The organism is Streptomyces sp. NPDC006798, from assembly GCF_040635975.1.
Taxonomy (GTDB): domain Bacteria; phylum Actinomycetota; class Actinomycetes; order Streptomycetales; family Streptomycetaceae; genus Streptomyces.
Genome location: NZ_JBEYIS010000060.1, coordinates 14484 through 40510, shown reverse-complemented (window position 1 = coordinate 40510; position 26027 = coordinate 14484). Strand labels below are relative to the sequence as shown.

Annotated in this window: 23 protein-coding genes; 17 read left to right on the top strand and 6 right to left on the bottom strand. The window is 72.1% G+C overall.

Annotation, left to right across the window (positions count from 1 at the left end):
* Nucleotides 1-106: 106 nt before the first annotated feature.
* Entirely contained in the window at nucleotides 107-409 is a 303-nt protein-coding gene (locus ABZ714_RS29820) for a hypothetical protein (RefSeq protein WP_358828465.1), read from the bottom strand.
* Nucleotides 410-533: 124 nt separating this feature from the next.
* Complete coding sequence (locus tag ABZ714_RS29815; protein WP_358828469.1) at nucleotides 534-1322, bottom strand: hypothetical protein; 789 nt, start codon at nucleotides 1320-1322, stop codon at nucleotides 534-536.
* Between the two features lie 209 nt (nucleotides 1323-1531).
* Here ABZ714_RS29815 and ABZ714_RS29810 point away from each other — a divergent pair, with 209 nt between their 5' ends.
* The 4 genes from ABZ714_RS29810 to ABZ714_RS29795 all read left to right on the top strand — a co-directional run bounded on the left by ABZ714_RS29810 (nucleotide 1532) and on the right by ABZ714_RS29795 (nucleotide 4619).
* A complete protein-coding gene (locus ABZ714_RS29810; protein ID WP_358828464.1) occupies nucleotides 1532-2821 on the top strand; it encodes a glycosyltransferase in 1290 nt (429 codons plus the stop codon).
* An 89-nt stretch (nucleotides 2822-2910) separates the two neighbouring features.
* On the top strand, nucleotides 2911-3876 hold the full coding sequence (locus ABZ714_RS29805; RefSeq protein ID WP_358828463.1) for a YafY family protein: 966 nt from the start codon (nucleotides 2911-2913) through the stop codon (nucleotides 3874-3876).
* Nucleotides 3877-4226: 350 nt separating this feature from the next.
* Nucleotides 4227-4355, top strand: coding sequence for a hypothetical protein (locus tag ABZ714_RS29800; protein ID WP_358828462.1), 129 nt, complete (start codon nucleotides 4227-4229; stop codon nucleotides 4353-4355).
* Nucleotides 4356-4442: 87 nt separating this feature from the next.
* The gene (locus tag ABZ714_RS29795) at nucleotides 4443-4619 is read left to right on the top strand and encodes a hypothetical protein (RefSeq protein WP_358828461.1); all 177 of its coding nucleotides are present in this window, start codon (nucleotides 4443-4445) and stop codon (nucleotides 4617-4619) included.
* Between the two features lie 145 nt (nucleotides 4620-4764).
* Here ABZ714_RS29795 and ABZ714_RS29790 read toward each other — a convergent pair whose 3' ends face one another.
* Nucleotides 4765-5460: a flavin reductase family protein gene (locus ABZ714_RS29790; protein WP_358828460.1), complete on the bottom strand. Its 696-nt coding sequence runs from the start codon at nucleotides 5458-5460 to the stop codon at nucleotides 4765-4767.
* Between the two features lie 56 nt (nucleotides 5461-5516).
* On the opposite strand from ABZ714_RS29790, the gene ABZ714_RS29785 reads away from it, so the two are divergent.
* From ABZ714_RS29785 to ABZ714_RS29775, 3 genes are all read left to right on the top strand, one after another.
* Nucleotides 5517-6245, top strand: coding sequence for a winged helix-turn-helix domain-containing protein (locus ABZ714_RS29785; protein WP_358828459.1), 729 nt, complete (start codon nucleotides 5517-5519; stop codon nucleotides 6243-6245).
* Entirely contained in the window at nucleotides 6223-6420 is a 198-nt protein-coding gene (locus ABZ714_RS29780) for a recombinase family protein (protein ID WP_358828458.1), read from the top strand. Before ABZ714_RS29785 ends, ABZ714_RS29780 begins: the two co-directional genes overlap by 23 nt.
* Nucleotides 6421-7137: 717 nt before the next feature.
* On the top strand, nucleotides 7138-7353 hold the full coding sequence (locus ABZ714_RS29775; RefSeq protein WP_358828457.1) for an I78 family peptidase inhibitor: 216 nt from the start codon (nucleotides 7138-7140) through the stop codon (nucleotides 7351-7353).
* 105 nt (nucleotides 7354-7458) lie between these two features.
* Here the strand turns inward: ABZ714_RS29775 and ABZ714_RS29770 are convergent, their stop codons facing one another.
* A complete protein-coding gene (locus tag ABZ714_RS29770; RefSeq protein ID WP_358828456.1) occupies nucleotides 7459-8481 on the bottom strand; it encodes a phosphatase PAP2 family protein in 1023 nt (340 codons plus the stop codon).
* 472 nt (nucleotides 8482-8953) lie between these two features.
* Between ABZ714_RS29770 and ABZ714_RS29765 the strand changes: the two genes are divergently transcribed.
* Both ABZ714_RS29765 and ABZ714_RS29760 read left to right on the top strand, forming a co-directional pair.
* Complete coding sequence (locus tag ABZ714_RS29765) at nucleotides 8954-10600, top strand: MFS transporter (RefSeq protein ID WP_358828455.1); 1647 nt, start codon at nucleotides 8954-8956, stop codon at nucleotides 10598-10600.
* 434 nt (nucleotides 10601-11034) lie between these two features.
* Nucleotides 11035-12225, top strand: a complete 1191-nt coding sequence (locus ABZ714_RS29760) for an acyl-CoA dehydrogenase family protein (RefSeq protein ID WP_358828454.1) — start codon at nucleotides 11035-11037, stop codon at nucleotides 12223-12225.
* A 96-nt stretch (nucleotides 12226-12321) separates the two neighbouring features.
* Here the strand turns inward: ABZ714_RS29760 and sepF are convergent, their stop codons facing one another.
* A complete protein-coding gene (gene sepF / locus ABZ714_RS29755) occupies nucleotides 12322-12768 on the bottom strand; it encodes a cell division protein SepF (protein ID WP_358828453.1) in 447 nt (148 codons plus the stop codon).
* A gap of 305 nt (nucleotides 12769-13073) precedes the next feature.
* Between sepF and ABZ714_RS29750 the strand changes: the two genes are divergently transcribed.
* From ABZ714_RS29750 to ABZ714_RS29740, 3 genes are all read left to right on the top strand, one after another.
* Nucleotides 13074-14258: a DUF5685 family protein gene (locus ABZ714_RS29750; protein WP_358828452.1), complete on the top strand. Its 1185-nt coding sequence runs from the start codon at nucleotides 13074-13076 to the stop codon at nucleotides 14256-14258.
* A gap of 402 nt (nucleotides 14259-14660) precedes the next feature.
* Nucleotides 14661-15461, top strand: a complete 801-nt coding sequence (locus ABZ714_RS29745) for a DUF1684 domain-containing protein (protein ID WP_358828451.1) — start codon at nucleotides 14661-14663, stop codon at nucleotides 15459-15461.
* Nucleotides 15462-15624: 163 nt separating this feature from the next.
* Nucleotides 15625-16101 carry a hypothetical protein gene (locus tag ABZ714_RS29740; RefSeq protein ID WP_358828468.1) on the top strand — a complete coding sequence of 159 codons (477 nt, stop codon included), beginning with the start codon at nucleotides 15625-15627 and terminating at the stop codon, nucleotides 16099-16101.
* A 52-nt stretch (nucleotides 16102-16153) separates the two neighbouring features.
* On the opposite strand, the gene ABZ714_RS29735 is transcribed toward ABZ714_RS29740, so the two are convergent.
* Complete coding sequence (locus ABZ714_RS29735) at nucleotides 16154-17083, bottom strand: DUF4231 domain-containing protein (protein WP_358828450.1); 930 nt, start codon at nucleotides 17081-17083, stop codon at nucleotides 16154-16156.
* Nucleotides 17084-17328: 245 nt separating this feature from the next.
* Between ABZ714_RS29735 and ABZ714_RS29730 the strand changes: the two genes are divergently transcribed.
* The 5 genes from ABZ714_RS29730 (at nucleotide 17329) to fxsT (ending at nucleotide 25997) form a co-directional block, all read left to right on the top strand.
* The gene (locus tag ABZ714_RS29730) at nucleotides 17329-17469 is read left to right on the top strand and encodes a hypothetical protein (protein WP_358828449.1); all 141 of its coding nucleotides are present in this window, start codon (nucleotides 17329-17331) and stop codon (nucleotides 17467-17469) included.
* Nucleotides 17470-17526: 57 nt separating this feature from the next.
* Nucleotides 17527-19866, top strand: coding sequence for a radical SAM/SPASM protein FxsB, inactivated metallohydrolase extension form (gene fxsB / locus ABZ714_RS29725; RefSeq protein WP_358828448.1), 2340 nt, complete (start codon nucleotides 17527-17529; stop codon nucleotides 19864-19866).
* Complete coding sequence (locus ABZ714_RS29720) at nucleotides 19859-20623, top strand: AAC(3) family N-acetyltransferase (protein WP_358828447.1); 765 nt, start codon at nucleotides 19859-19861, stop codon at nucleotides 20621-20623. The genes fxsB and ABZ714_RS29720 overlap by 8 nt, the downstream gene beginning before the upstream one ends.
* Before the next feature lie 111 nt (nucleotides 20624-20734).
* The gene (locus tag ABZ714_RS29715) at nucleotides 20735-22072 is read left to right on the top strand and encodes a TIR-like protein FxsC (RefSeq protein ID WP_358828446.1); all 1338 of its coding nucleotides are present in this window, start codon (nucleotides 20735-20737) and stop codon (nucleotides 22070-22072) included.
* A complete protein-coding gene (fxsT, locus tag ABZ714_RS29710) occupies nucleotides 22056-25997 on the top strand; it encodes an FxSxx-COOH system tetratricopeptide repeat protein (protein ID WP_358828445.1) in 3942 nt (1313 codons plus the stop codon). The genes ABZ714_RS29715 and fxsT overlap by 17 nt, the downstream gene beginning before the upstream one ends.
* The last annotated feature ends 30 nt before the right edge of the window (nucleotides 25998-26027 follow it).

Genomic DNA, 26027 nt, shown 5'->3' with positions numbered 1-26027 from the left:
GTCGGCCCCCCCCCCCCCAACGCCGGACTAATCTCCCCCCCGGGCGGCCCCCCCCCCGGGGGCGGGCCCCCCCCCTCCTCGTCGTACCACCGACCCCGGCTGTGGGTCAGTGGCCCCGGCGGGGTGCCGGGGGGAGCGCCGGATAGTGCCGTACGGGATACGGCTGCCACCCCGCGCCCGCGTACGGCAGCCGGCCCCCGGCCCGGCCCGTGGCCTGGGTGGAGAAGGCGAGGAAGCCCAGATGCTCCTCGCCCGTCCGGTCCCCGGGCAGTGCCCGGAACGACCTGCGGTACTCGGCGTACAGCGCGTCGAAGATGGGCGTAGGGGAGAACTCCTCCGCCTCGTGCGCGGGGCGCATGCCGGGGATCGGACTCGGATACGGCTGGCGGATGGGGTCGTAGGTCTGCACGTACCTGCAACGACCCATGCCCCCGGCCCGTCACTGCCGCCGCGGCGGAACCACCCGGCCGCGCCCCCCCCTCGCCCCGGCCGCGCCCCGGGCGGGGGCGCGGCCGGGGCACGGGGTCAGCGGGTCACGTACCCGCCAGCGGCATCGCGGCGGCGACCAGCCGCCCGCCCGCCGCCGCCTTCTCCAGGGCGTCCCGCAGCAGGTCCTCCCGCGGCTGCTGGCCGATCGAGCCCACCGGCGCGCAGAACACCAGCACCTTGTGGGACTTGTTCACCGCCGTCCGCCAGCCGTCGGTGACCTGGAGCGGCTGATGGGCCTTCCACCAGGCGACCGCGCCCGGCTGGAGGATCGCGTGCAGCCGGCCCACGGCCAGCAGGACCGACCAGCCGTCGAGGGTGCCGGGGACCTCGTTGACGTCGTGGACCGGGGCGAAGCCCTGCTCGATCAGGAGCGGCAGGAACTCGTCCCCGTTCTCGCCCGCGGTGCCGGGGCGGGCGATGGGCGCGGTCGGCTCCACCACCAGCGCCGGGTGCAGATCCCCGTCCACCAGGATCAGGCCGCTGGTGACCCCGAGCACGGCCTGGCCGGGCGCGGTGTCGAGGGATGTGGGGTCGGTGGTCATGGGCACAGGGGGCTCCTCGGTACTACCGGTAATGGATTCCGCGGCTCCCCGGAGTTGCTCCTCGGCGAGCCGGACGACCTGCGAGGGCACGCAGGTCGCATGGGCGAAGGCGAGGACGGCCGTCTCCTCGCCGACGAACAGCACAGTGCTGGTCCGCTCCCGCTCGGGGTTGCCCGGGGTGCGGCAGGAAGTACAGGCGTAGACGGCCGGGGTCTCGGAATCACCGGCGACCAGCCGGTCGGCTTCCTCGTCGCCTAGCTCGGCGCGTACGGCCGCGCTGACATCGAGCATGCGGGGCACGGATGGCTCCTCGAACGTGATGGTGCTTTCGATGCGTATCGCACAGGGCCGGGAGGCTCCCCGGCTCACACAGGTTCAACGGGCGACCGTTGCCGGGGTCACGCATGGCCGGAACCCGGTCCGGCGGAGCATCCGCGACAAGTAGAGTCGGGGTCCGACCACTTGAGGCACAGACGTGCGACACGGAGACTCCGACGCGAATGCGCATTTCGTTCCTGCTCCACAACGCGTACGGCATCGGGGGCACGATCCGTACGACCTTCACTCTCGCGCAGGCACTCGCCGAACGGCACGAGGTCGAGATCGTCTCGGTCTTCCGGCACCGCGAGACGCCCTATATGGGGGCGCCGGAGGGGGTCGCCCTGCGCGCCCTGGTGGATCTCCGGAAGGAGAGCCCGCGGTACGCGGGCGATCACCCCGACCACGCCCGCCCCGCCCGGATCTTCCCGCGCGGCGACGGACGGCACCGGCAGTACAGCCGGCTCACCGACGAACTGATCGGGGCCCATCTGCGGTCCCTGGACGCCGATGTGGTGGTCGGCACCCGGCCCGGACTCAATGTGCACATCGCCCGGCAGGCCCGCCCCGGCACCGTCCGGATCGGCCAGGAACACCTCACCCTCGACGGCCACGGCTACCGGCTCCGCCGGGCGCTCGGCTACCGCTACGGACGGCTGCACGCCGTCACCACCGTCACCGAGGCCGACGCCCGCGCCTACCGGACCCGGCTCCGGCTCCCCGGCCTCCGGGTCGACGCCGTGCCCAACGGGGTCCCCGAGCCGACCGTGGCCCCGGCCGACGGCACCGCCAAGGTCGTCGTCGCCGCCGGGCGGCTCACCCGGGTCAAGCGGTACGACGTCCTGGTCGACGCGTTCGCCGAAGTGGTCGCCGAACGGCCCGACTGGCGGCTGCGGATCTACGGCAGCGGCGACGCCACCGGCGACGAGAACGCGGCGCTCACCGCCCGGATCGCCCGGCACGGACTGGGCGAACACGTCTTCCTGATGGGCAATGTCCATCCGCTGGACCCCGAGTGGGTCAAGGGCTCCATCGCGGCCGTCACCTCCAGCAAGGAGTCCTTCGGGATGACCATCGTGGAGGCCATGCGCTGCGGACTGCCGGTGGTCTCCACCGACTGCCCGCACGGCCCGCGCGAGATCATCGAGGACGGGGTGGACGGCCGGCTGGTACCGGTCGGCGACACCGGCGCCGTCGCCTCGGCCCTGCTGGAGCTGATCGGCGACGACGACCGCCGCCGCCGGGCCGGGGCCGCCGCCCTGGCCTCCTCCGCCCGGTTCGACGCGGTCGCGGTCGCCGGACGCCACGAGGCCGTCTTCACCGAGCTGATCGCCCGGAACCGGGCCGCCGAGGGCCCGCTGCGGGCCGTACGCGAGCCCGGCCGCCGGGCGCTCTGCCTCCTCTTCGCCGCCGTCCACGATCTGCGGTCCCTCACGGCCGCCGTACTGCGCCGGATCCGCCGGGGCCGCTGAACCGACCGCGCCGGAATCCGCCGGCCGCACCGCCGAGGACCGCGGATCGAGGACAGCGATGGTCCGCGATCCTTGGCAGACTGCCGGTCATGCTGGAGACCTCCGCACGACTGCTGCGCCTGCTCTCACTGCTCCAGGCCCACCGGGAGTGGACCGGGCCGGAGCTGGCCCGCCGCCTCGGCGTCACCCCGCGCACCGTACGCCGGGACGTCGACCGGCTGCGCGAGCTGGGCTATCCCGTCGACGCCAGCCCCGGCACCGGCGGCGGCTACCAGCTCGGCGCGGGCGCCGAACTGCCCCCGCTGCTCCTCGACGACGACGAGGCCGTGGCGGTGGCCGTCGGACTGCGTACCGCCGCGGGCCAGGGCATCGAGGGCATCGCCGACAGCTCCGTACGCGCCCTGGCCAAACTGGAGCAGGTCCTGCCGTCCAGGCTGCGCCGCCGCGTCGGCGCCCTGAACGCCTTCACCGTGCCGCTGCTGCGCACCCCCGCCGCCCGGATCGACGCCGCCGTCCTCACCGAGCTGGCCAACGCCTGCCGGGACCGCGAGCGGCTGCGCTTCGCCTACGAGGACCACAGCGGGGCCACCACCCGGCGGACCGTGGAGCCGCACCGGCTGGTCTGCACCGAACGCCGCTGGTACCTCGTCGCCTGGGACGTCGACCGGGCGGACTGGCGCACCTTCCGGGCCGACCGGATCCGGCCGACCCCGCCGCACGGGCCCCGGTTCGCCCCGCGTACCCCGCCCGCCGACGATCTGGCGGCCTATGTCTCCCGGGGGGTGTCGACCAGTGCCTACGGCACCCGGGCCGTGATCCGGCTCCATATGTCCGCCGAAAAGGCCCGTGAGTCGCTCTCCCCGGCGGACGGGACGGTGGAGCCGGTCGACGACGGACACTGTCTGTTGCGTACGGGAGCGGCGAGTCCGGAGGTGATGGTGATCCATGTGATGTTGATGGGGGTGGATTTCGACATCGTCGAACCGGTCGAACTGATCGAGCGGTTCCGGGTGGTCCGCGACCGGTTCACCCGGACGATCGACCGGGCCGGATGATCTCCCCGCCGGGGGCGGTACGGCGGGTGTGACCCGGATACGTGTCAAAGGGGCAATGCGTTGATCTTGAATCCCCGAAGGGGCCGGCCCGCCACCCGTTCGGCTCAGTGTCGTTGATGGCGATATCGAGCCGATATCCGGCCTGGGACGGGATTGTGACCTCGATCGAGCGGACCGCGTATCCGCGGTTCAAGCGGCTGATCACCGCGCATGAGCTGCATCTCGCCGCGTCGTGCTCAAGGACATCGACGCCGACGGCCCGGCCCGGCTGGCGCTTGCGGAGGTGACCAGATGACCGCCGAGACCAGGGCGGCCTTGAGGGGCCGGCCGAGGAGGCGCCGGCCGACGAGGTGGTCCGGAGGCTGGGCGGCAAGGTCTCCCCGGCCCTGCTCGCCTTCGCCAAGGCCCTGGTCGTGCAGGCCGGGGGCCTGGCCGCGGTGACGAAGACGGTGGAGGGGTTCGGCGGGTTCGCCCAGTAGTACCGGCAGATCGAGAAGGTCTCCGCCCACCGCGGCAACCTGTGGGAGCCGCTGCTGTACGGGCGGATCGGCCGGTACCGGGCGGTGATGTTCGACCTGGCCGAGAAGCCGGAGTTCACCGCCACCTCGGAGGACGGGCGGGTGCTGGACGCGCTCGCGCACGCCCAGCGGCACCAGAGCGCCCGCGGCGAGTACATCACCGCCTTCGACGCGCGGGGCCGGGAGATCACCCCGGAGGACCTGGCCAGATCTCGCCCTACCTGACCGAGCACATCAACCGGTTCGGCGAGTACTCCACGTACGAACTCGGCATCCAGCCCGACGCGTACGACCCCGAGCCGGACGTCGGCTTCACTCCGCTGCGGGACCAGGGCCCTGCTGCCGCCGGCTTCGGCCGGGCCGCCTGATCTCAGTGGGGCGCGGTGTCGGCGAGGGCGGGCTCTGCGGCAGGCCCCTCGGAGCTGCGGGGTGTCTGGGTGCGGTAGGAGTGGCCGAGTTCCGAGCCGAGTCCGAAGTAGTGGCGGAAGTTGTAAATGAGGGGGCTCCATGCGGCGGGGTCGATGTGGTCGGTGCCCGGAACGACGATCCGGGAGTCGGCGTGCACCTTGCACACGACTGCCTCGACGATGACGAAGTCCCCGGAGACGTCCGGCTGTACCCGTTCGGCACGGGCCTCCAGTTGAATCGGGCATCCGGCGACGCGAGGCGGCCGGACCCGATGGGAGGGCTCGCCGGTCATGCCTGCGGCGGCGAACTTGTCGGGCTCGAAGCGGCAGTCCTTGGGCTTGCCGGAGGGCACTGGATCCCGGCCGGTCAGTGGCGCCAGCCGCTCCACGGCCGGCCACTGGGCGGGGGCCGGCAGGTTGATGACCAGGTCGGGGCGGCTGCCGAGGTTGTACGCGGTCTGCCCCTCACGGCCCAGTCCGATCACAACCGTCTTCCCGAGGGCCCATGCGGATGATATCGGGGCAAGGTTGAACGAGCCGTCCTGATTCTCTGTCGACAGGAGCACCACTGGCGTCCCGAAGTACAGGATGCTCGGCTCGATCTCCAGGTGGGTGGCGACTGTCTGTGCGGGCAGGGTGCTGGGCGGTGCCGTGTTCATGGCCAGAAGCCTAGGGACCGGTTGTTTCGGCCGGGGCCGAAGTGTCATGGGGGACAATGGACCGCATGGACACGCAGCGTGCGCATGTAGCCGGTCCCGACCTGGCTACCGTGGCAAAGCTTCTGGCCGATGGCACGCGGGCGGGTTTCTGTCTGGCCCTGCTCGACGGCCGGGCTTGGACCGCGACGGAATTGGCGCGTCACGTGGGGGTGGCGCCCTCGACCGCGACAGAGCACCTGCACGCGCTCGTCCGCGGGAACCTGCTGGCTGAGGAACGGCAGGGCCGCCACCGCTATGTGCGTCTGGCCGGTCCGCACGTGGCCGAGCTGATCGAGAGCCTCGCCTCCATGGCACCCGAGCGCACCCCGGCCCCCCGCTCCCTGTCGGCGTCTGGCCGCCGTCAGGCCCTCGCCCACGCCCGTACCTGCTACGACCACCTCGCCGGGACCGTCGGAGTCGCCATCACCGATGCGATGCTCGACCGAAGGCTGCTGGACCTGGAGCACGGACTCGGGCTCACCAGGGCCGGAGCGACCTGGCTCGAGGATCTCGGCATCACCGTCCCGACCGGCACGCGCCGGCCATCGGTACGGTCGTGCCTGGACTGGACCGAACGCCGCCCCCACGTGGCCGGCGCCGTCGGCGCCGCCCTGTGCCGTCACGCGTTCGACACGGGCTGGATCACTCCCATAGGTACCACGCGTGCCGTCGCAGTCACCCTCCTCGGCCGACAGGCACTCCGCCGCCATCTCGGCCTGTCCGATGAACTCCTTTCGCAGAAATGAGGGCTTCTACGACCCGTCCGGACACGGCGCCGCCCTGTTCGTGTTCTTCGCGGGCATGGCCGAGTCCGAACGCGAGTACATCCGGGAGAAGTCCCTCGAAGGCCAGGCATCCGCCCGCGAACGCGGCCGACACGGCGGCAGGCCCGAGGCAGTCGGCGACGACATGGCCGCCTGAGGGCTGTCCCGTCATCCGCGGCGGATCGGCGCACGGCGTCAGACGCGGTGCGTCGCACGGCGGAGAGTCGTCCTCGTACTGGGCGTATTCGGACGATTCGGCAACGCGGCGAAGTGCCGTAGCCGTCGTCGTGCGCCCGCCGGGGATTACGGGACAGCCCTGACGCCCGGTCCTCGCGGACCAACGGCGTCCCCGTCCCGCAGATCGCCCGGAAGCTCGTCATCACCTCGGGCGAGAACAAGGGCGAACACCCGTCGGTCGCCACCGTCCACCGCATCCTCGCCGAGGCCGACAGCACCAAGTGAGCCCGGATGCCCATCAGGGCCTCAAGGTCAACTCATTGCCCCTTCGGCCCGTATCCGGGTCACACCCCTACGGGGCCCGGCCGGGGCGCCCGTGGACGCGTTCGTACGGCCGGTGGCAATTCGTCCCGGATACCGATCGGTAATTCGATGCCGGAATTCTCCGTGATCGACCGCTCCGGTGGAATTACCGCTCCGCGCGGCGTCGAACGACCTGTTCGACAAGCCCGGGTTTCCGCTCGAACGACCGTCGTACGACCCGGTCGGTGACGGCGCCCGCAAGGCCCCCGGGAAGGGATCGGCGGGCATCCGGTAACCGTACGGAAGGAGCCCGGGAACGCGGCCGGGAACCGGTGTCGGAACGGGCCGGGGCCCGGGCTTTCGTCACCGTCCGCTGCCGCCTACGGTGGAGGGCATGGCATCTCGACCGCAACCGCCCGCCGAGCCCGACGACGCCACGGAGGCATATGTCGGCCTCGCCGCCGACGCCGCCGGGCGACGGGCCCGCGCCCGGGGCTGGACGACCGTACGAACCCTGCCACCGGGGGCGATCATCACCCTGGAATATCTGCGCGGCCGGATCAACTTCGAGGTCGAACACGACACCGTGATCCGCTGCTGGCGCGGCTGACCCGCCGCGGCCGGAATCCGGGGAAAGGAAGGGGGGCGGGTCGCGGCGTACGGCCGAAAACCCACCCCCCGGACGTCCGCGGAATACCCAGACGGCTCAGCCGGCTCAGCCCCCGGTCATCGTGCGGGAGCCGGGGGAGCGCCCGCCGCCCGACGGGGTGACCGGCTCCCGGCCGCCCGTACGGACCGCTCCGGTACGGGTGCCCCCGGTACCGCCCGGCGACGAACCGGACGCCGCTCGTCGGCGGGCCGGGGAGGCCGGAGCGGGCAGGGTGGCCCCCAGTCGCACCACGGCACCCCGGGCACCCGTGGGCACACCGCGGGTCTCCGGCTCGCTCTGCGGGACCTGATGCGGCCGGGGCCCGCCCGCTGCCACCGGCAGCGACGGCAGGGACCTGCGCCGGGCCCGCCAGCGGTCGCGGCGCTCCAGCAGCCGGCTCTCGGCGCGGGCGATCAACGGCTCGCACCAGGGCAGGGCGAGCAGGATCAGCAGCCCGGCCGCCCAGCCGAGGAGGACATCGCTCAGCCAGTGCGTACCGAGATAGACGGTGGTGAGCCCGACGCCCAGGGAGACCGTCGCGGAGAGCGCGGACAGATGGCGGCGGGTCCGGGGCGTGGTGGCCATATAGGCGAGGATTCCCCAGGTCACCACCGCGTTGGCGGTATGTCCGGAAGGGAATATATCGCCGCCCGCGAACATCTCGGCCGAGCCGATCTGTGTCGCGTAGTGGGGGCCGAGACGGCCCAGGCCCAGCTTCACGGAGCCGACCGTCACATTGAGCAGCAAGAGGGCGACGCCGAGCGCCAGTATCGGCCGCAGGGTGTGCATGCGCCAGGAACGCCAGCCGAGCCAGGCCGCCACCATCACGGCCGTGGGGCCGCGCTGGCCCAGGACGACGAAGTAGTCGAGCAGGGCGTGCAGCTCCGGCCACTGCTGATAGGGCCGGAACAGCATCACCTTCCAGTCGACGAGCACGAGCCAGGTGGACGCCCATACGGCGACCACGATGGCCACATAGAACACGGCCGTCCCGCCGAAGAGGGCGAGACGGGTGCGGCTCATCCGCGGGATCTCTATCTTCGGCGGTTCCGGCTCCCGGTCCAGTCGGGCGAAGAGGTCGGTACGCACTCCATCGACGTTACAGGGAGTGAGTGTGCGACCCGGCCGATCCGGCCGCTTCGTGATGACCATGTGATGTGGAGTATGTCTCTTGACGCGGAATTTAAGACGGCCATTCGGGAAATCCCGGAGCAGCCGTGGCGTAATGCCCGGAGAGCGCCCGCCGTTTAGCCGCCGGACGGCCGGGTTATGCCGGGCCGTACCGGATGGAAAACCCTTTCGGTGCCGGTCCGGGACGCCCCAATTGCCGCTGATCGCATCGCCGTATGAATTTTTTCTCATACGGGAACCGGAGGCCGGGGTGGCGTACGCCACACTCCGCCGCGCCGGGCGGTGAGAGCTGGACCACCCAACGGGCCGCTGAACTCGCGTACGCTTGCGGCTCACTCGTACACCGATGCCGGAACGCCGCTGGGATCGTCCCCGTCCCTCCTGTCGGCCGGGTCCGCCGGGTGCGAGGGAACCAGTGGAGGTAACAGGCATGGCAGGGACGACCGGTGCCGTGGTGCGGCCGCGCGCCGCGGACGGCGGGGCCAACCGCTGGGTCGTCCTCCTCGTCCTCTGCGTCAGCCTGCTGCTGGTCGCGCTGGACGCCACCGTGCTCCATGTCGCCGTCCCCGCCGTCACCGAGGATCTGCGGCCCAGCGGGGTCGAGCTGCTCTGGATCGTCGACGCCTACCCGCTGATCTGCGCCGCGCTGCTGATCCTCTTCGGCACCCTCGGTGACCGGGTCGGCCGGCGCCGGGTGCTGCTGCTCGGCTACGGGATCTTCGGCGCGGCCTCCGCGCTGGCCGCCTTCGCCGACTCGCCCGCGATACTGATCGCGGCCCGGGCCCTGCTCGGGGTCGGCGGCGCGATGATCATGCCCGCCACCCTCTCGATACTCCGCTCCGTCTTCCCCGACCGCCGGGAGCGGGCCACCGCCATCGGTATCTGGACCGCGGTCGCCGCGGTGGGCGCGGCGACCGGACCCGTACTCGGCGGCTTCCTCGTCGAGCACTTCTGGTGGGGCTCCGTCTTCCTGATCAACATCCCGCTGATGGCGGTGATCCTGCCGCTGGGCGCCCGGCTGCTGCCGGAGTCCCGGGGCGGCCTCGACGGGCCGTGGGACGTCTGGGGCGCGCTGATGGCCGCGGCCGGGGTGCTCGGCCTGGTCCTCGGGGTGAAGCGGCTCGGCGTCGGCCACGGCGTCTTCGACGTCGCCACCGCCGTGCCCCTGCTGATCGGGCTGGTCCTGCCGGTCCTCTTCGTCCGCCGCCAGCGCCGCCGCAGCCATCCGCTGATCGACGTCCGGATGTTCGGCGTCGCCGCCTTCTCGACCTCCGTCGGCTGTGTGGTGCTCTGCATGCTGGCCCTGGTCGGGCTGCAGCTGATCGCCGTCCAGTACCTCCAGCTGGTGCTCGGGCTCGGGCCCATGGAGACCGGGCTGCGGCTGCTGCCGCTGACCTTCGCCGCGATGGCCGCCGGGGCCACCGGCTCGTACACCCTGAGCCGGATCGGCCCCCGGCGGATGGCGGGCGGCGGCTTCCTGCTCACCGCCGGTGCCGTACTGCTGCTGACCGCGATGGGCCCCTACGACCGGCCCATCCTGCTCACCACCGGTTTCGTTCTGCTCGGCTTCGGGCTCCAGACGACGCTCTTCGCCTCCTACGAGTCGATGCTGAGCGAGGCGCCGCAGGAGTACGCGGGCGGGGCGGCGGCGATCGGGGAGACCTCGTACCAACTGGGCGCCGGAATGGGCATCGCCCTGCTGGGCAGTGTGATGAACGCCGCGTACGCCCCCGGAGTCGCCGCCCTGCCCGGGGTGCCCCGGGAGGCGAGCGCCGCCGCGGAGCGCTCCCTCGGTGAGGCGTACCAGGTCGCGGACGGGCTCGGCGGGGCCGCCGGGGCCGTACTGCGGCTCGCGGCCCGGGACTCCTTCGTCCACGGCCTGCGGGTGACCCTGCTGGTCAGCGCCGCGCTGTTGCTGGCCGGCGCGGTGGCGGCGCTCCGGCTGCCGAGGACCATGGGCACCGACGAGGCGCCTGGTTCCGGCTGCCTCCCGGCCGCCCGGACGCCGGAGCCCCGCAGGCTCACGGCGCCCGTACCGCCCGCCCGGGGCGCGGGGCACGAGGTGGCCCGGCCTTAGGGCGTGTCTGACGGATCAGGCTGGATCAGCGAGCGGGGTCTGGTGCCGTGGATCGCGAGGCGGAGGAGGGAGTCCACGCGGTGGGGGTACGCCCCCTGGGCTCCGCCCGGGAGGTGCCCCCACCCGCGCCGCCAGGCGCAGGGGGCCGTAGGCGACCGACGACAACGCGGTGAGGCGCGGTGCCAGGGCACGCGAGCCCGGCAAGATCCGTCAGACACGCCCTAGGCCGTCTCCGGCGGTTTCCTCCCTCACCCGGTCGTAACGTCGCCCGGATGTTCGACGGCGGTCCCGCCGCATGCCGCCGTGCCGCCGGTCCGGCCGTGGCGCGGCTCTCACCCGAACGGGGCGGCGCCGCGGTGACTATCGCTGCTAGTTTCCCGGTTGCGGTCGCCGTCCGGCCACCGCCCGTGCCGACGAGCGCCGGAGGCCCCGCCGTGACCCAGCCCGTGAAGCCGCCGCCCTTCGACCCCGACGACCCGCTCGGTCTCGACGACCTCCTCGACGACGAGGAACGCGCCGTCCGGACGACGGTCCGCGACTGGGCCGCCGAACGGGTGCTTCCGCACATCGCCGGATGGTACGAGTCCGGGGAGCTGCCGGTGATCCGGGAGCTGGCCCGGGAGCTGGGCGCGCTCGGTGCCCTCGGGATGACCCTGACCGGCTACGGCTGTACGGGCGCGAGCGCCGTCCAGTACGGGCTCGCCTGTCTGGAGCTGGAGGCCGCCGACTCCGGGATCCGCTCCCTCGTCTCCGTCCAGGGGTCGCTGGCGATGTACGCGATCCACCGCTACGGCTCCGACGAGCAGCGGGCCCGCTGGCTGCCCGGGATGGCCGCGGGCGAGATCATCGGCTGCTTCGGGCTCACCGAACCCGACCACGGCTCCGACCCGGCCGGGATGCGGACCCGGGCCCGCCGGGACGGCACGGACTGGGTGCTCGACGGCCGCAAGGCGTGGATCACCAACGGTTCCGTCGCCGGGGTCGCCGTGGTCTGGGCCGGGACCGGCGAAGGGGTGCGGGGCTTTCTCGTACCCGCCGGGACGCCCGGCTTCGACGCCCCCGAGATCCGGCACAAGTGGTCCCTGCGGGCCAGTGTCACCAGTGAGCTGGTCCTCGACTCGGTCCGGCTGCCCGCGGACGCCGTCCTGCCCGGGGTCACCGGCCTGCGCGGGCCGCTGAGCTGCCTCAACCACGCCCGGTACGGCATCGTCTGGGGCGCCATGGGCGCCGCGCGGGCCAGCTTCGCCTCGGCGCTGGAGTACGCCAGGACCCGGGAGCAGTTCGGCCGCCCCATCGGCGGCTTCCAGCTCACCCAGGCCAAACTCGCCGACATGGCGGTCGAACTGCACAAGGGGATCCTGCTCGCCCACCATCTGGGCCGCCGGATGGACGCCGGGACGCTCCGCCCCGAGCAGGTCAGCTTCGGGAAGCTCAACAATGTGCGCGAGGCCATCGCGATCTGCCGGACGGCCCGGACCGTGCTGGGCGCGAACGGCATCTCACTGGAGTACCCGGTGATGCGGCACGCGACCAATCTGGAGTCCGTACTCACCTACGAGGGCACCGTGGAGATGCACCAGCTGGTCCTGGGCAAGGCGCTCACCGGCCAGGACGCCTTCCGCTGACCGGGCGGCAGAGCCGGGGACCGGGGTCGGCCCGGCCGAATCGAGCCGGGGCCGAGGCCGGGCGACGGGCGGCCGGGAGAACCGGACGCCCGTCGCTCAGCTCTGGTTGAAGAACCCGTCCCGGGGGTGACCGGGGCCCTCGCCGTTGACGATCCGGGTGTCGGCGGGGCTCAGCAGAAAGACCCGGGTCGCCACCCGGTCGATGGAGCCGCGCAGTCCGAACGTCAGCCCGGCGGCGAAGTCCACCACGCGCTTGGCGTCGGCGGGCTCCAGCGCCGTCAGATTGACGATCACGGGCACGCCCTCGCGGAACAGCTCCCCGATGTTCCGGGCGTCCCGGAAGCAGGTGGGGGAGACCGTCGCGATCCGGCGGTTGTCCTCCTGCGGGGAGGCGGAGGTGGCCGCGGCCCGGACGTCGGTGACCCAGGGGTCGCCGGGTTCGGCGCCCTCGGCGTACTCGCCGTCGTAGCCGTCGGCGTAGTAGCGGTCGTCGCTGTCCTCGACGAGCCCAAGCCAGGCACTCGCCTTGCGCACAGATCCCATCGACGCCTCCTTTCTCCGTGGTCCGCCGTCCGGCGGTCTGTTGTCTTCCCTGTCCCTATCGTCGTCCATCATGCGGATCGGGTGCCACGTGGATAGCCGACGTGCGGGGTATTCGTGACGCTACTGGTGCAGAACTTGTGGCGGTTCGTCAGGTTCTTTCCCGAATAAAGCGCATTATCTGCCCAGATGATAAAAGTCGAGCCGGACGGGTGACGGCGGAGCCGCGCAACAGGCGTACGCCGGTGTGGTTACGATGCGGCCGAAACGCGGCGACGCGCCGCGAACGCGCTGTACGGGGGGATGTTGTGTTCGGAATCGTCAGGCCATGTGCACATCGGCTGACCGAGGGTCTCAGGACCGAGTGGATGGCGCATCTGTGCGGCCTCTGTCTGGCGCTCCGCGCCGACCACGGCCAGTTCGCCCGGGTCGCCACCAACTACGACGGGCTGGTCATCTCCGTCCTGACGGAGGCTCAGTCGGAACGGCTCCCCGAGTCCCGGCGCACCGCCGGACCCTGCCCGCTGCGCGGGATGCGGACCGCGCCCGTCGCCCGGGGCGAGGGCGCCCGACTGGCGGCGGCGGTCTCCCTGGTCCTCGCCTCGGCGAAGGTCCGCGACCATGTGGCCGACCGGGACGGGGTGCTCGCCCGGCGCCCGCTCGCCGCCGCGGCCCGCAAGGTGGCCGCGGGCTGGGACCGCGGGGGCGCCCGCACCGGCTCCGACCTCGGCTTCGACACCGCCGTCCTGCTCGAAGCCGTGGACCGGCAGCCGGGGATCGAAGCCCTCGCCGGACCCGGTACGCCCCTGCTGACGGTCACCGAACCCACCGAGACCGCCACGGCGGCCGCCTTCGCGCACACCGCCGTCCTCGCCCGGCGCCCCGGCAACGCCGCGCCCCTCGTCGAGGCCGGACGCCTCTTCGGACGCCTCGCGCACCTGCTGGACGCCGTCGAGGACCAGGGCGCCGACGCGGCCTCGGGCGCCTGGAACCCGCTCACCGCGACCGGCGCCACCCGCGAGGAGGCCCGCCGCCTCGCCGACGACGCGGTGCGCGGCGTGAAGCTCGCGCTGAGCGATGTCACCTTTACGGACGACCGGCTGGTCCACGTCCTGCTCACCCATGAGCTGGAACGGGCCGTGGACCGCGCCTTCGGCCCCCACGAGGGCCGGGCCTCCGCGTCGGGCCACGGCGGGGGCAATCCGTACAGCGGCGGGAACCCGTTCGCCGGGGGCGGCGACCCCTACGGCGGCGGGGCCGCGGGCGCGTCGGGCCACGGCGGCGGCTCCGGCCCGGGCCCCGGCGGCGCCCCCGACCCGGGCGCCCCCCGCCCCCGGGGCTTCCTCGCGGGCTGCGCGGCGGCGCTCTGGGTCGGCTGCACCTGCCAGCCCTGCTGCCGTGGCCACTGGGAGGGCCCCTGGTCCCGCCGACGCCGTCGCGGCGCGAAGGGCGAGTGCTGTGACTGCCTGGAGTGCTGCTCCTGCGACTGCTGACGGGCCGCCTGCCGCTGGGCTTCGGGGTTTCGGGGTCGCGCCGTTGCGGGTAACGGTCGCCAGCCGCCGTCCCCCCGGTGGGTGGTTGCTCGCGGGCCCGGGTTGGCCCGGCGGCCTGGTGCCGTCGGCGGTCTGCACCACCGTCGTGGCTGCTCGCGCAGTTCACCGCGCCCCTGGGTTGCTCTCGTCGTCGCCCTCGGCAGGAGGCGGGCCCCTTTTTCCAGGGACGGGGGAGGGGAGAGCGTTGAGGGGCGCGGGGAACTGCGCGAGCAGCCACCCACCGGGCCGTGGGGCGGGATGCGACGGTAGGGAGTACGGCGGGGCCGCCGACCGCCGGGAGCGTCCCAGTGTGTGGGCTCCGCCAGTGGGGCCCGGCCCCGGGGATGTGGGATCGTGGGGCGTATGGAGACTGCGCCGCCCCGGGACCCCGCCGCCCGCTGGAGGGCCTGGCACGCGCGGCGGGTCGAGAGCGTCGGCGGGCCGTACGGGCCCCTCTCGCTCACCGGGACCCACTGGCTCGGCGACCATCCCGACGGGCGGATCCCCGGCCTGCCGGGGCGCTGGGCCGACGACGGGGACGCGGTCGGGCTGACGGCCGGGCCGGAGGACGGGCTCGTCCTCGACGGCGCGCCCTTCACCGGCCGCGTACGGCTCTCCGCCGACCACGGACCGATCGGCGAGTCCCGGGTGGCGTACGGCGCGCGCCGGCTGGTGGTGCTGGTCAGGGAGGGGCTCTTGGCCGTCCGTGACTTCGACCCCGACGCGCCCGCGCGCCGCGCCTTCGCCGGGATCGAGGCGACCCCCTACGACCCCCGCCGGGTGCTGCCGGGCCGGTTCCGTCCGTACCCCGAGCGGACCGGGGTCCGGGTGGAGAACGCCGACGGCCGCGCCCGCGGACTCGGTCTCGACGGAGAGATCGTCTTCGAGCTGGACGGCGCCGAACACACCCTGCGCGCCGCGGTCGAGGCCGACGGCTCCCTCTGGGCGGTGTTCTCCGACACCACCGGCGGGGACACCAGCTACCGCTTCCGCTTTCTGCGTCCGCGGCCACCCGCCGCGGACGGCTCGGTGACCGTCGATCTGAACCGGGCGCTGCTGCCGCCGTGCGCCTTCGCCGACCACTTCATCTGCCCCTTGCCGCCCCCGGGCAACACTCTTCCGGTGGCGGTCGCGGCGGGGGAGCGGAGCGTGTTGACGCACTGAGGGGGCGCACATCAGGGGCCCGTCCAAGCCGTGCGCTCAACCAGCGGTACCGTGCGCCCGTCCTCTCTACGGACGCGGGGTCCACGGCCCCCGGTGTTCTGGGACGATGTCCACCAGGTCGGAGCGCGCGGGAGTCTCGCGGGACACGGGGGGTCGCACGGCGGTGAAGCGGATCGGTATCACGGGCCACCGGATCATCCCCTCGGAGGGCTATCCGGACATCCGGGCGGCCATGCGGGCCGTCCTGGGGCGCCACGAGGGGAGTCTGGAGGCGTTCTCCAGCCTGGCGATCGGTGCGGACCAGCTCTTCGCCGATATCGCGCTGGAGTGCGGCGCGACCCTGACCGCGGTGATTCCCAGCGATGACTACGAGGACGGCTTCGCCCCGGGTGAGCTGGTCAGTTACCGGGACTACCGGCGCCGGGCCAGCCGTGAGGTACGGCTCGGCTTCCGGCACTCCACGGACGAGGCGTACTACGCGGCCGGGGCGTATATCGCCGACAACTGCGACCGGCTGCTGGCGGTCTGGGACGGCGGCCCCTCCCGGGGACTCGGGGGGACCGCCGACATCGTCCACTACGCCCGCGACCTGGGGAAGCCCGTCACCGTCATCTGGCGGGACGGCATGCGCCGCCCCTGACGGACGGCCGGGGCGCCCCCGGGCCCCGGGATGATGACAGGGCGACCAGGGGTCAACTGCGGTGCCGGACCAGCCAGTCGGTGTGCTGCGGCGAGACGATGCGCTCGGTCTCGTAGACCGCCGACGGCCACTGCCCCTCCGTCACCGAAGTCTCCATCGCCGAGTGCATCGCCGCCAGATCCTCCTCGACGAGGGAGTGCGCGGCGATCAGCGGCCGTCGGCGGCGGATCTCGCTCCAGGCGAGACAGGCCGCGCCGGCCGCCGACAGCGCACCCACCAGTTCCAGGGACTCCGCCACCGAGAACATGTGCAGCAGCGAAAGGGCGAGGGCGAGCAGGGTGAGGAGCCCGATCGTCGCCGACCACACCCGGGTCGCCCGGCGGGAGGTCTCCGCACTGCGGTGGTACCAGTTCCGCTGTTCGATGAGCCGGTCGCGGATATACGTCTCCTTCCGCGGCCCGAACGGCAGCCCCCGCAGCCGCCGCATCGCCGGCGTGATGAGTTCCCCCGCCGCTACCTCGGGAATGCTCGTCCGGGGGTCCTGCCAGCCCACTTTGGTCAGCTCCCGGAGCCCTTCCTCCAGACGGTGGACGAACAATTCGTCGGGATCGTCGGCGGCCGGATCGAACGGTGTTCCATGCACGGAATAGCGCCAGCACATCGACTTGATGTACTCGGCCGCCGAGCGGTTCAGTTGCCAGTGCGACTTCGCCCCGCTGCGGGACGCCCGGGCGCCGGCCAGGAGCACCCCGGCGTACGCCAACGCGCTCAGCGCGCCCGCCAGTTGGAAGCCGTCGACCGGCTGCCAGCCGGGCAGGGCCGCGGCCGCCGCACCCACCACCAGGAGGAGCAGTTGACGCCGGGTGGAGCCCACGGCCTCCCGCTGGCGGCGGATGGCCACGGCGTCCGTGTGATGGAAAAGCGCAGGTAGATCGGTATTTCGGAAGACCGTGCCATCGGGCGGGCCGGGATTGCCGGACATGCCTCCCCCTCTGCGGAAATGCCGTCACCCTGCGGTCGCCCCAGAGATGGAATCGCTTCCTCCGTGCACTCCTGACAGAATATGAAGCAACTCTAACTGTTAGGGGTTCACGTGCTGAGTTGCTCAGGGTGAACTTGAGAGTAGAGTCGTGCCGCCGGGCGCCGCAATGGTGCCTGGTTATCCGTGCTGTACAACCAGATCGCGCGCGATCATGTGTACACAGAACGAAAAAGGACGGCCCCCTCATGACGATCTCCGCATCCTTCGCCGCGGCGAAGCGCAACCGAGTCTCCCTGCCGCAGACCGGCGCGGCGAAGAAGGCGGCCGGGGCCGCTCCGGCCGCCGAACGCCCCGTCCGCACCGCCACGTTCAACTCGTCGCTCTAGTTCGCCTTGGTTCGCGTTTCGGCCACTTTGCCGGGACCGGGCCATTAGACTGGTGGAATGACAGGACCGCTGGTCCCATTCCGCGAGATCGTCCTCAAGGTCCACAGTCGGTGCGATCTCGCCTGCGACCACTGCTATATCTACGAACACGCTGATCAGAGCTGGCGTACCCGCCCGAAGGCAATCTCTGACGAAGCGATTTCCTGGACAGCTCTGCGACTGGCCGAGCATGCCAAAAATCATGCCCTGCCCTCCGTGTCAGTGATCCTGCACGGAGGGGAGCCACTGCTGGCGGGGCCCGCGCGATTGCGCCGCGTCTGCGAGGAACTGACCCGCGCGCTGGACGGTATCGCCGAACTCGATCTCCGTATCCACACCAACGGCTTACAACTGAGCCCCCGGTATCTGGATCTCTTCGCCGAGTTCGAGCTGAAGGTCGGGATCTCCCTCGACGGCGACCGCACGGCCAATGACCGGCATCGCCGCTTCGCCGACGGCCGGACCAGCCATCCGCTCGTCCTGCGCGCCGTCGAACTCCTCCGCCAGGAGCGCTACCGCCATCTCTACCTCGGTCTGCTCTGTACCGTGGACGTGGCCAACGACCCCGTCGCCGTCTACGACGCCCTGGCCGAACTCGACCCGCCGCGGATCGACTTCCTGCTGCCGCACGCGACCTGGGACCAGCCGCCCGCCCGCCCGGACGGATCGCCCACGGCCTACGCCGACTGGCTGCTGACGATCTTCGACCGCTGGGACTCCCGCGGCCGTCCCGTCCCCGTCCGGCTCTTCGAGTCGCTCTTCTCCACCCTCTCCGGCGGCCCCAGCCTCACCGAGTCCCTGGGGCTCGCCCCCACCGACCTGGTCGTGGTGGAGACCGACGGCGCCCTCGAACAGGTCGACTCGCTCAAGAGCGCCTACGAGGGCGCGGCGGCCACCGGATTCGACGTACTGCGGCACTCCTTCGACGAGGTCGCCGCCCATCCGGGGGTACGGGCCAGGCAACTCGGCCTGGCCTCCGTCGGCGAGACCTGCCGGAGCTGCCCCGTGGTCCGCTCCTGCGGCGGCGGGCTCTACACCCACCGCTACCGCTCGCCGGACGGCTTCGACCAGACCTCCGTCTACTGCGCCGACCTCGAAGCCCTCGTCCGCGGGGTCGAACGGCGGATCGGCGGCGAACTGGTGCCCCCCGCCGTCGTCGAGCCCGGCGCGCTGCTCGCCGACGACCAGGACGTGACCCGGATGCTCAGCGGCACCCTCACCGGCGAACTCGCCGACGGAGGCGGCCCCCACTGGGAGGACACCTGGCCGCTGCTGGTCGCCCTCGACGAGAGCGGCGACGTACTCGACCGGCTCTGGGGCCATCCGTACACCCGGGTCTGGCTGACCGACGCGCTCACCGCCGTACGCGAGGAACGGCCGGAGGCCCCCGCGCTGCTCCGGCGGCTCCCGGGCCGGCTCGCCGCCGCCCTGGTCCTGGACGGCTCGGGCCCGGAACTGCGGGTCCCCCGCGACGAGGACGGCGTGCTCCGGCTGCCCGCCGTCGGCGAACTGCGCCCCGGTGCGGGTGTCGGTGACGCTGCCGGTGACAAGGTCCCGCCGGGCGACACCGTCGTACGACCCGACGGAGACGGCTTCCTCGTCACCCTCCCCGGCCGGCCCGTGCTGCGGATCCCGCTGGAACCCGAGGCCGCCGCCCGGGTGCCCGGCTGGCGGGCCGTACGGCCGATCGGCGGCCGGGACGGGGTACCCGTACTGCGGCTGGACGACCTCGACCCCTACCGCGACTGCTACCGGACCCTCGCCGCCGAACGCCTCACCGACGAGGCCGTCGCGGAGTGGGACCGGCTGCTCGCCGACGCCTGGCCGCTGCTGCTGAGGGCCGCGCCCCGGCAGGCCGCCGAAGCCGCGGGCTGCCTCAGTACCCTCACCCCGCTGGCCGCGCCCACGGCCGACCGGGTCCCGGGACCGCGAACCACCGGATCCGGGACGGAACCCGGCTACGGCGGACTCGGTTTGGTCCGGCCGTCGTCACCCGGGGAGTTCGCGGCCGGACTGCTCCGCGGACTGCGCCGGGCCAAGCTGCGCGCCCTGACCCGGGTCGGCGGACTGTACGCCCAGGACGGCGAGTGGCGGCACCCCTCGCCCTGGCACCCGGAACCCGTACCGTTCTCCGTCCTGCTCACGGAGGCGTACGTCCGGATCGGCCTCGCCGCCCTCGAACCGGACGGCGCCATCGGGGCCGCAGCGGCGCTGGCCGCCCTCGACCGGGCTCCCGAACCCACCGCGGCCGGCCACCGGCTGCTCGCCGATCTCAGGGCCGAACTCGACACCCACCGGGTGGACTCCGCCGGGGCCGGGCGACCGGAACCGGCCGGCCCGGAGCCGTCCCGTGGCTGACCCCGCGATCGGCGCCCAACTGGCCGCCCTGGGCGTCGCCCCGGGGCCGCCGCTGCTCGTCCACGCGTCCCTGCGCGGCACCGGCCTCGACGCCGACGCCCTGCGGGACGCCCTGCTGACCGCCCTCGGCCCCGAAGGCACCCTGGTCGCCCCCGCCTTCACTCCGGCGAACTCCAGCACGTCCCAGGCGCATCTCGACCTGATCCGGGGGATGGCCCCGGACCGGGTCCGGGAGTTCCGGGCGGCGATGCCCGCCTTCGACCCGGCGGCCACCCCGAGCCAGGGCATGGGCAGACTGGCCGAGTCCGTACGCACCGCCGACGGCGCCGTCCGCAGCGCCCATCCGCAGACCTCCTTCGCCGCCGTGGGCGCCCGGGCCGCCGAACTGCTCGCCGGACATCCGCTCACCTCGCACCTGGGCTGGGATTCCCCGCTCGGCGCCCTGCACCGCGCCGATGCCCGAGTGCTGATGATCAATGTCGATTTCTCGGTCTGCACCGCGTTCCATCTCGCCGAGTACCACCCCGGTGCTCCCCGCAGAACCTACTCCTGTGTGGTTCGGCGGCCCGATGGGGGTAAGAAATGGACAACGTACGAAGATGTCGTCCTCGACGACCGAGAATTTGACACCATCGGTGCCGATTTCCCTGCCGGGCTGGTACGAATGGGGCAGCTGGGAGGGGGTCGGGCCCGGCTTTTCCCGATCAAGGCGGCGATCCGGCATGCGGATCGCTGGATGTCTGAAAAGCGGCGTTGATTGACTGAACCTCGGGGGGATGGAGCGCGCGGGCTCCGGAATGATTAATTCGCTCGCCACTCCCTTCGACGCCGGGGGCGAGGGCGGGAGTTCACACAGGACGGGGGTCGTGTGTCGGAAACAGCGCAACGTGCGGCGGACCATCGGCCGTACTTCTTCTTGAGTTACGCGCACACACCGCGGTACGGGGCGGGGGGCCCCGATCCGGACATGTGGGTGGAGCGGCTTTTCCGCGATCTCTGCGGTCATGTGATGGCCATGACCGACCTGCCCGCCGGAGCCCCGGCGGGCTTCATGGACCGGGAGATACGTTCGGGGGAGGGCTGGTCGGAGCGGCTGGGCGATGTACTCGCCAACTGCCGGGTGTTCGTCCCGCTCTTCTCGCCCCGCTATTTCGCCAGTGAGATGTGCGGAAAGGAGTGGTACGCATTCGCCCAGCGGGCGATCTACCACCAGGCCAAGAGCAACCGCCCGGCCGAGGCCATCGTGCCCGCGCTCTGGGTGCCGATGCCACCCGAACAACTGCCCGGACCGGCCGAACGGCTCCAGTTCAACCACCGCGCCTTCGGCGACCGCTATGTCACCGACGGCCTCTACGGCCTGATCAAACTCCGGATATTCGCCGAGGAGTACGAGGCCGCCGTCTACGAACTGGCGAAACGCATCGTCGCCGTCGCCGACACCACCCGGGTCACCCCCGGCAGCCCGGTCGACTACCGCCACGCGCCCAGCGCCTTCGGCCGGTCGGCCGGACCCCGGCCGATGCATCTCACCATCGCCGCGCCCACCCACCACGATCTGCCCGAGGGCCGGGCCCCCGACTACTACGGAAAACAGTCGCAGGAATGGAATCCCTACCATCCGGACTCCGCGCGCCCGCTCGCCTATGTGGCCAGGGACCTGGTCGGCTCGCTCGACTACCAGCCGACGATCTCCTCCTTCGACCACGAGACCATGCCCGACCCCGGGCTGCCGCCCACCCGGCCGGAGATCCTGATCATCGACCGCTGGGCCCTGGTGGACGACCGGCGCTGTGCCCGGCTGGCCGCCTTCGACGCCCATCCCCGTCCCTGGGTCACCGTCGTGGTCCCGTGGAACCGGGACGACCCGCAGAGCCGGCACTCCGAGGCGGAGCTGGCCGAACGGCTGGAGCGGACCATGCCCCACCAGATGAACCACGGCCGGCCCGCCTGCCGGGCCGCCGCCCGGGGGGTGTTCAGCATCGAGGCGTTCGGCCAGATCCTGCCCCAGGTCGTGGAGGCGTCCGCCCAGGAGTATCTGCGGCACGCCGAGGTCTATCCACCCGCGCCGCCTCCCGGCGCCGCCTCCCGCGGCGAACGGCCCAGACTCCGCGGCCCGATGGCCGACTACGGCACCACCCAGTACGTCCCGGACACATTGCGCGGACTCGCTCCCGATGCGGAGGACACGGATGACAGCCAGTCGTGACGGACGCATCGTCACGTTCTACTCGTACAAGGGCGGCACCGGCCGCACCATGGCCCTGGCCAACACGGCCTGGATCCTGGCCGCCAACGGCAAACGGGTCCTGGCCGTCGACTGGGACCTCGAAGCACCCGGCCTGCACCGCTTCTTCCACCCCTTCCTCGATCCGTCGACCCTGGGCGCCACCACCGGGGTGATCGATCTGATCACCGAGTACGCCTGGGCCGCGATCACGCCCGACACCGCCCGCCGGGACGACTGGCACATCGACTACGCGCGCATCCAGCCGCACGCGGTCTCCCTCACCCCCGAGATCCTCGGCTGGGAGTTCCCCGACGGCGGAACGCTCGACTTCGTCTCCGCGGGCAAGCAGAACCGGGAGTACTCCGCGACCGTCTCCACCTTCGACTGGGACAACTTCTACGACCGGCTGGGCGGCGGCCTCTTCTTCGACGCGCTCCGCGACGACATGAAGGCCAACTACGACTACGTCCTGATCGACAGCCGGACCGGGCTCTCCGACATCGCCGACATCTGCACCGTCCACCTCCCCGACGTCCTGGTGGACTGCTTCACCCTCAGCGACCAGTCGATCGACGGCGCGGCCTCCGTCGCCCGCCAGATCGACGAGCGCTACGGCGGCCGGAACATCAAGATCTATCCGGTGCCGATGCGGATCGACGAGGGCGAGAAGGAGAAGGCGGACGCGGGCCGGGCACTGGCCCGGGTCAAGTTCGACCGGCTGCCCAGCGGGCTCGCCGGCGACGAGCTGACCACCTACTGGGGCGCCGTCGAGATCCCGTACCGCCCCTACTACGCCTACGAGGAGACCCTGGCCACCTTCGGCGACGAGGCCGGACTGACCAACTCCCTGCTCTCCGCCTTCGAACGGCTCACCTCGGTGATCACCGAGCAGGACGTCACCGCCATGCCGAACGTCGGCGAGGAGACCCGGCTGCGGATCAAGGACGCCTTCACCCGCCGCCGCCCCGCCCTCCCGGCCGATCTCTTCCTCAGCTATGTGGCGGAGAACCGGATGTGGGCCGACTGGATCGAGGCCCAGCTGACCCGGGCCGGGTTCCGGGTCGTACCCCGGGACGTGTCGGTGGAACGGGACCCGGGGGAGAGCCCGATCACGCCCGAGACCGCGGCCCGTACCGTGGTGCTGCTGTCGTCCGCGTATCTGAAGTCGGCCCGCGCGGTGGAGGTCTGGTCCCGGGCGGCGGCCGACGACCCCGGCGGCGGCCGGCAGCATCTGCTGCCGATCCGGGTGGGCGACGTCCGGCTCACCACCCCCTATATCGACCGCAACCCGGTCGACCTCTTCCGGCTCGACGAGGTGCAGGCCACCAGCGCCCTGCTGCGGGCCCTGGACCGGCCGGTCCAGCTGCCCGACAGCTCGGCCCCCGGCCCCCGGTTCCCCGGTACCGTGCCCAAGATCTGGAACGCGCCGCCGCGCAACCCCGGCTTCACCGGCCGGGCCGTCGTCCTGGAGCGGATGCGCGACCAGCTCGGCGGCGGGATGTCGGTCGCCGCCGTACTGCCGCAGCCGCAGACCATCTACGGCCTCGGCGGGGTCGGCAAGACCCAGGTCGCCATCGAGTACGTCCACCGCTTCATGGCCGACTACGACCTGGTGTGGTGGGTCTCCGCCGAGCAGATCGACGATGTGGTCGCCAGCCTCGCCGAACTCGCCGTACGGCTGGGGGCCCAGGCGGGCGAGGACATGTCCGCCGCCTCCCGGGAGGCGATCGACCTGCTCCGCCGGGGGGTGCCGTCGACCCGCTGGCTGCTGGTCTTCGACAACGCGGACGACCCGGAACAGCTCAAGCGGTTCTTCCCGCCCCAGGGCCCCGGACACATCCTGGTCACCTCCCGCAACCAGACCTGGTCGCAGTACGGCGACGCGCTGCCGATCGACGTCTTCACCCGCGAGGAGTCCATCGAGCACCTTCAGCGGCGGGCCCGCGGACTGAGCGACGACGACGCCGACCAGGTCGCCATGGCCGTCGGCGACCTCCCGCTCGCCGTCGAACAGGCCGCCGCGTGGATCGCCGAGACCGCGACACCGGTCGCCGAGTATCTGGACCAGCTCAAGGAGCAGACCACCAGTGTGCTGGCGCTCAACCAGCCGCCGGGTTATCCGGAGCCGGTGGCCGCGACCTGGAACGTCTCCATCGAACGGCTCAAGGAGCGGTCGCCTGCGGCGGTACGGCTGCTCCAGCTCTGCGCCTTCTTCGCGCCCGAGCCGATCTCCGCGAATCTGCTCTACAGCAAGGAGATGATCGACGCCCTGAAGCCGTACGACGCCTCCCTCCAGGAGAAGCTGGTACTGGGGCGGGTGATCCGGGAGATCGGGCGGTTCGCCCTGGCCAAGGTCGACCAGGTCAACAACAGCATCCAGGTGCACCGGCTGGTGCAGGCCGTCATCCGGGCCCAGCTCAGCGACGAGGAGCAGCAGCAGGCGCGGCACGCGGTCCACCAGGTCCTGGCCGGGGCCAGGCCCGATGACGACGAGCCGATCGACAACCCCTCCACCTGGCCGCAGTTCGCCACCATCTGGCCGCATCTGGCCACCTCGGAGGCGCGCAACTGCCGCGAGCCGGAGACCCGCAGGCTGCTGATCGACCGGGTGCGCTACCTCTGGAAGCGGGGCGACTGGGACTCGGCCGCCGCCACCGGCAACGAGGTCCGCGAGACCTGGCGCGCGATGCTGGGCAACAACGACTACCAGTATCTGTATCTGCGCTTCCACCTCTCCAACATCATGCGCTCCCAGGGGCGTTATGTGGAGGCAAAGGAACTGGACGAGGTCACCCTGGAGCGGCAGCGGGAGGTGCTGGGCCCGACGCATCCGCATACGTACATGACCACCAGCGGCCTGGCGATGGACCTGGGCACGCTCGGGCAGTACGGCAAGGCGATGGAGCTGGCGACCGAGGCGCACGAGGGCTTCAGCCAGATCTTCCACGAGTCCCATCCCAGGACCCTGGCGGCGGCGAACAACCTGGCGCTGAATCTGCGGATGGTCGGCCAGTACGCCCGCGCCCGCGAGCTGGACCAGGACGTCTTCGACCGGCGGACCGAGGTGCTGGGCCCGCTGCATCCGTACACCCTCTCCTCCGCCACGTCACTCGCCCGCGATCTGCGGGAGGTCGGCCGGTACGAGGACTCGGTGGTGCTGCTGGCCCGTACCTACGATCTGCTGAAGCAGCAGCTGGGGCGGACGTTCCCGGGGACGCTGGCGGCGGCCAAGTCCCTGGCGGTGTCGCTGCGCCGGGCGGGTCAGCTGGAGGACGCCCGGCGGCTCACCACGGCCACCCGCAACCGCTACCGGGCGCAGTACACCTCGGCCAATCCGGACTCGCTGGCCTGCGATCTCAATCTGGCGGCGGACCTCTTCGCGGCCGGGGAGCCGGTCGCGGCCCGGGATCTGGCCCAGGAGGTGGTGGACCAGTACATGGTGGTCCCGGGCGAGAAGCATCCGTACACCCTCGCCGCCATGAACAATCTGGGCATCTTCCACTGGGGCTGCGGCGATCCGGAGACCTCGGAGCAACTGCTGGTGCAGGTGGTACGGCGGATGAGCGCGGTCCTGGGCGACAGCCATCCGCATGCCCTCTTCAGCACCATCAACCTCGCCAACGCCCTGGCCGACCTGGGCAATCTGGAGGAGACCCTCCAGATCGAGCAGCGGACGGTCAGCAGGCTGCGGGAGGTGCTGGGGCCGCACCATCCCGAGGTGCTGGCGGTCGCCTCCAATCTGGCGGTCACCCTCGGGATGCTGGGCCGCAAGGACGAGTCGGCGGCGCTGCGGAACGAGACCGTGGAGGAGCTGACCCGGCAGCTCGGCGACGAGCACGCGCTGACCCGGATCGCCCGGGACGAGCGCCGGGTGCACCGTGATCTGGAGCCGCTGGCGGTGTGAGCCGACGGCAGCGGGGGAGGGGCCGGGACG

Coding starts and splice junctions, on each gene's coding strand:
- fxsB (WP_358828448.1), top strand. CDS start 17,527: ATGACAGGACCGCTGGTCCCATTCCGCGAGATCGTCCTCAAGGTCCAC.
- fxsT (WP_358828445.1), top strand. CDS start 22,056: ATGACAGCCAGTCGTGACGGACGCATCGTCACGTTCTACTCGTACAAG.
- ABZ714_RS29730 (WP_358828449.1), top strand. CDS start 17,329: ATGACGATCTCCGCATCCTTCGCCGCGGCGAAGCGCAACCGAGTCTCC.
- ABZ714_RS29735 (WP_358828450.1), bottom strand. CDS start 17,083: ATGTCCGGCAATCCCGGCCCGCCCGATGGCACGGTCTTCCGAAATACC.
- ABZ714_RS29745 (WP_358828451.1), top strand. CDS start 14,661: ATGGAGACTGCGCCGCCCCGGGACCCCGCCGCCCGCTGGAGGGCCTGG.
- sepF (WP_358828453.1), bottom strand. CDS start 12,768: ATGGGATCTGTGCGCAAGGCGAGTGCCTGGCTTGGGCTCGTCGAGGAC.
- ABZ714_RS29785 (WP_358828459.1), top strand. CDS start 5,517: ATGGACCGCATGGACACGCAGCGTGCGCATGTAGCCGGTCCCGACCTG.
- ABZ714_RS29815 (WP_358828469.1), bottom strand. CDS start 1,322: ATGCTCGATGTCAGCGCGGCCGTACGCGCCGAGCTAGGCGACGAGGAA.
- ABZ714_RS29795 (WP_358828461.1), top strand. CDS start 4,443: ATGTTCGACCTGGCCGAGAAGCCGGAGTTCACCGCCACCTCGGAGGAC.
- ABZ714_RS29780 (WP_358828458.1), top strand. CDS start 6,223: ATGAACTCCTTTCGCAGAAATGAGGGCTTCTACGACCCGTCCGGACAC.
- ABZ714_RS29775 (WP_358828457.1), top strand. CDS start 7,138: ATGGCATCTCGACCGCAACCGCCCGCCGAGCCCGACGACGCCACGGAG.
- ABZ714_RS29790 (WP_358828460.1), bottom strand. CDS start 5,460: ATGAACACGGCACCGCCCAGCACCCTGCCCGCACAGACAGTCGCCACC.
- ABZ714_RS29765 (WP_358828455.1), top strand. CDS start 8,954: ATGGCAGGGACGACCGGTGCCGTGGTGCGGCCGCGCGCCGCGGACGGC.
- ABZ714_RS29805 (WP_358828463.1), top strand. CDS start 2,911: ATGCTGGAGACCTCCGCACGACTGCTGCGCCTGCTCTCACTGCTCCAG.
- ABZ714_RS29810 (WP_358828464.1), top strand. CDS start 1,532: ATGCGCATTTCGTTCCTGCTCCACAACGCGTACGGCATCGGGGGCACG.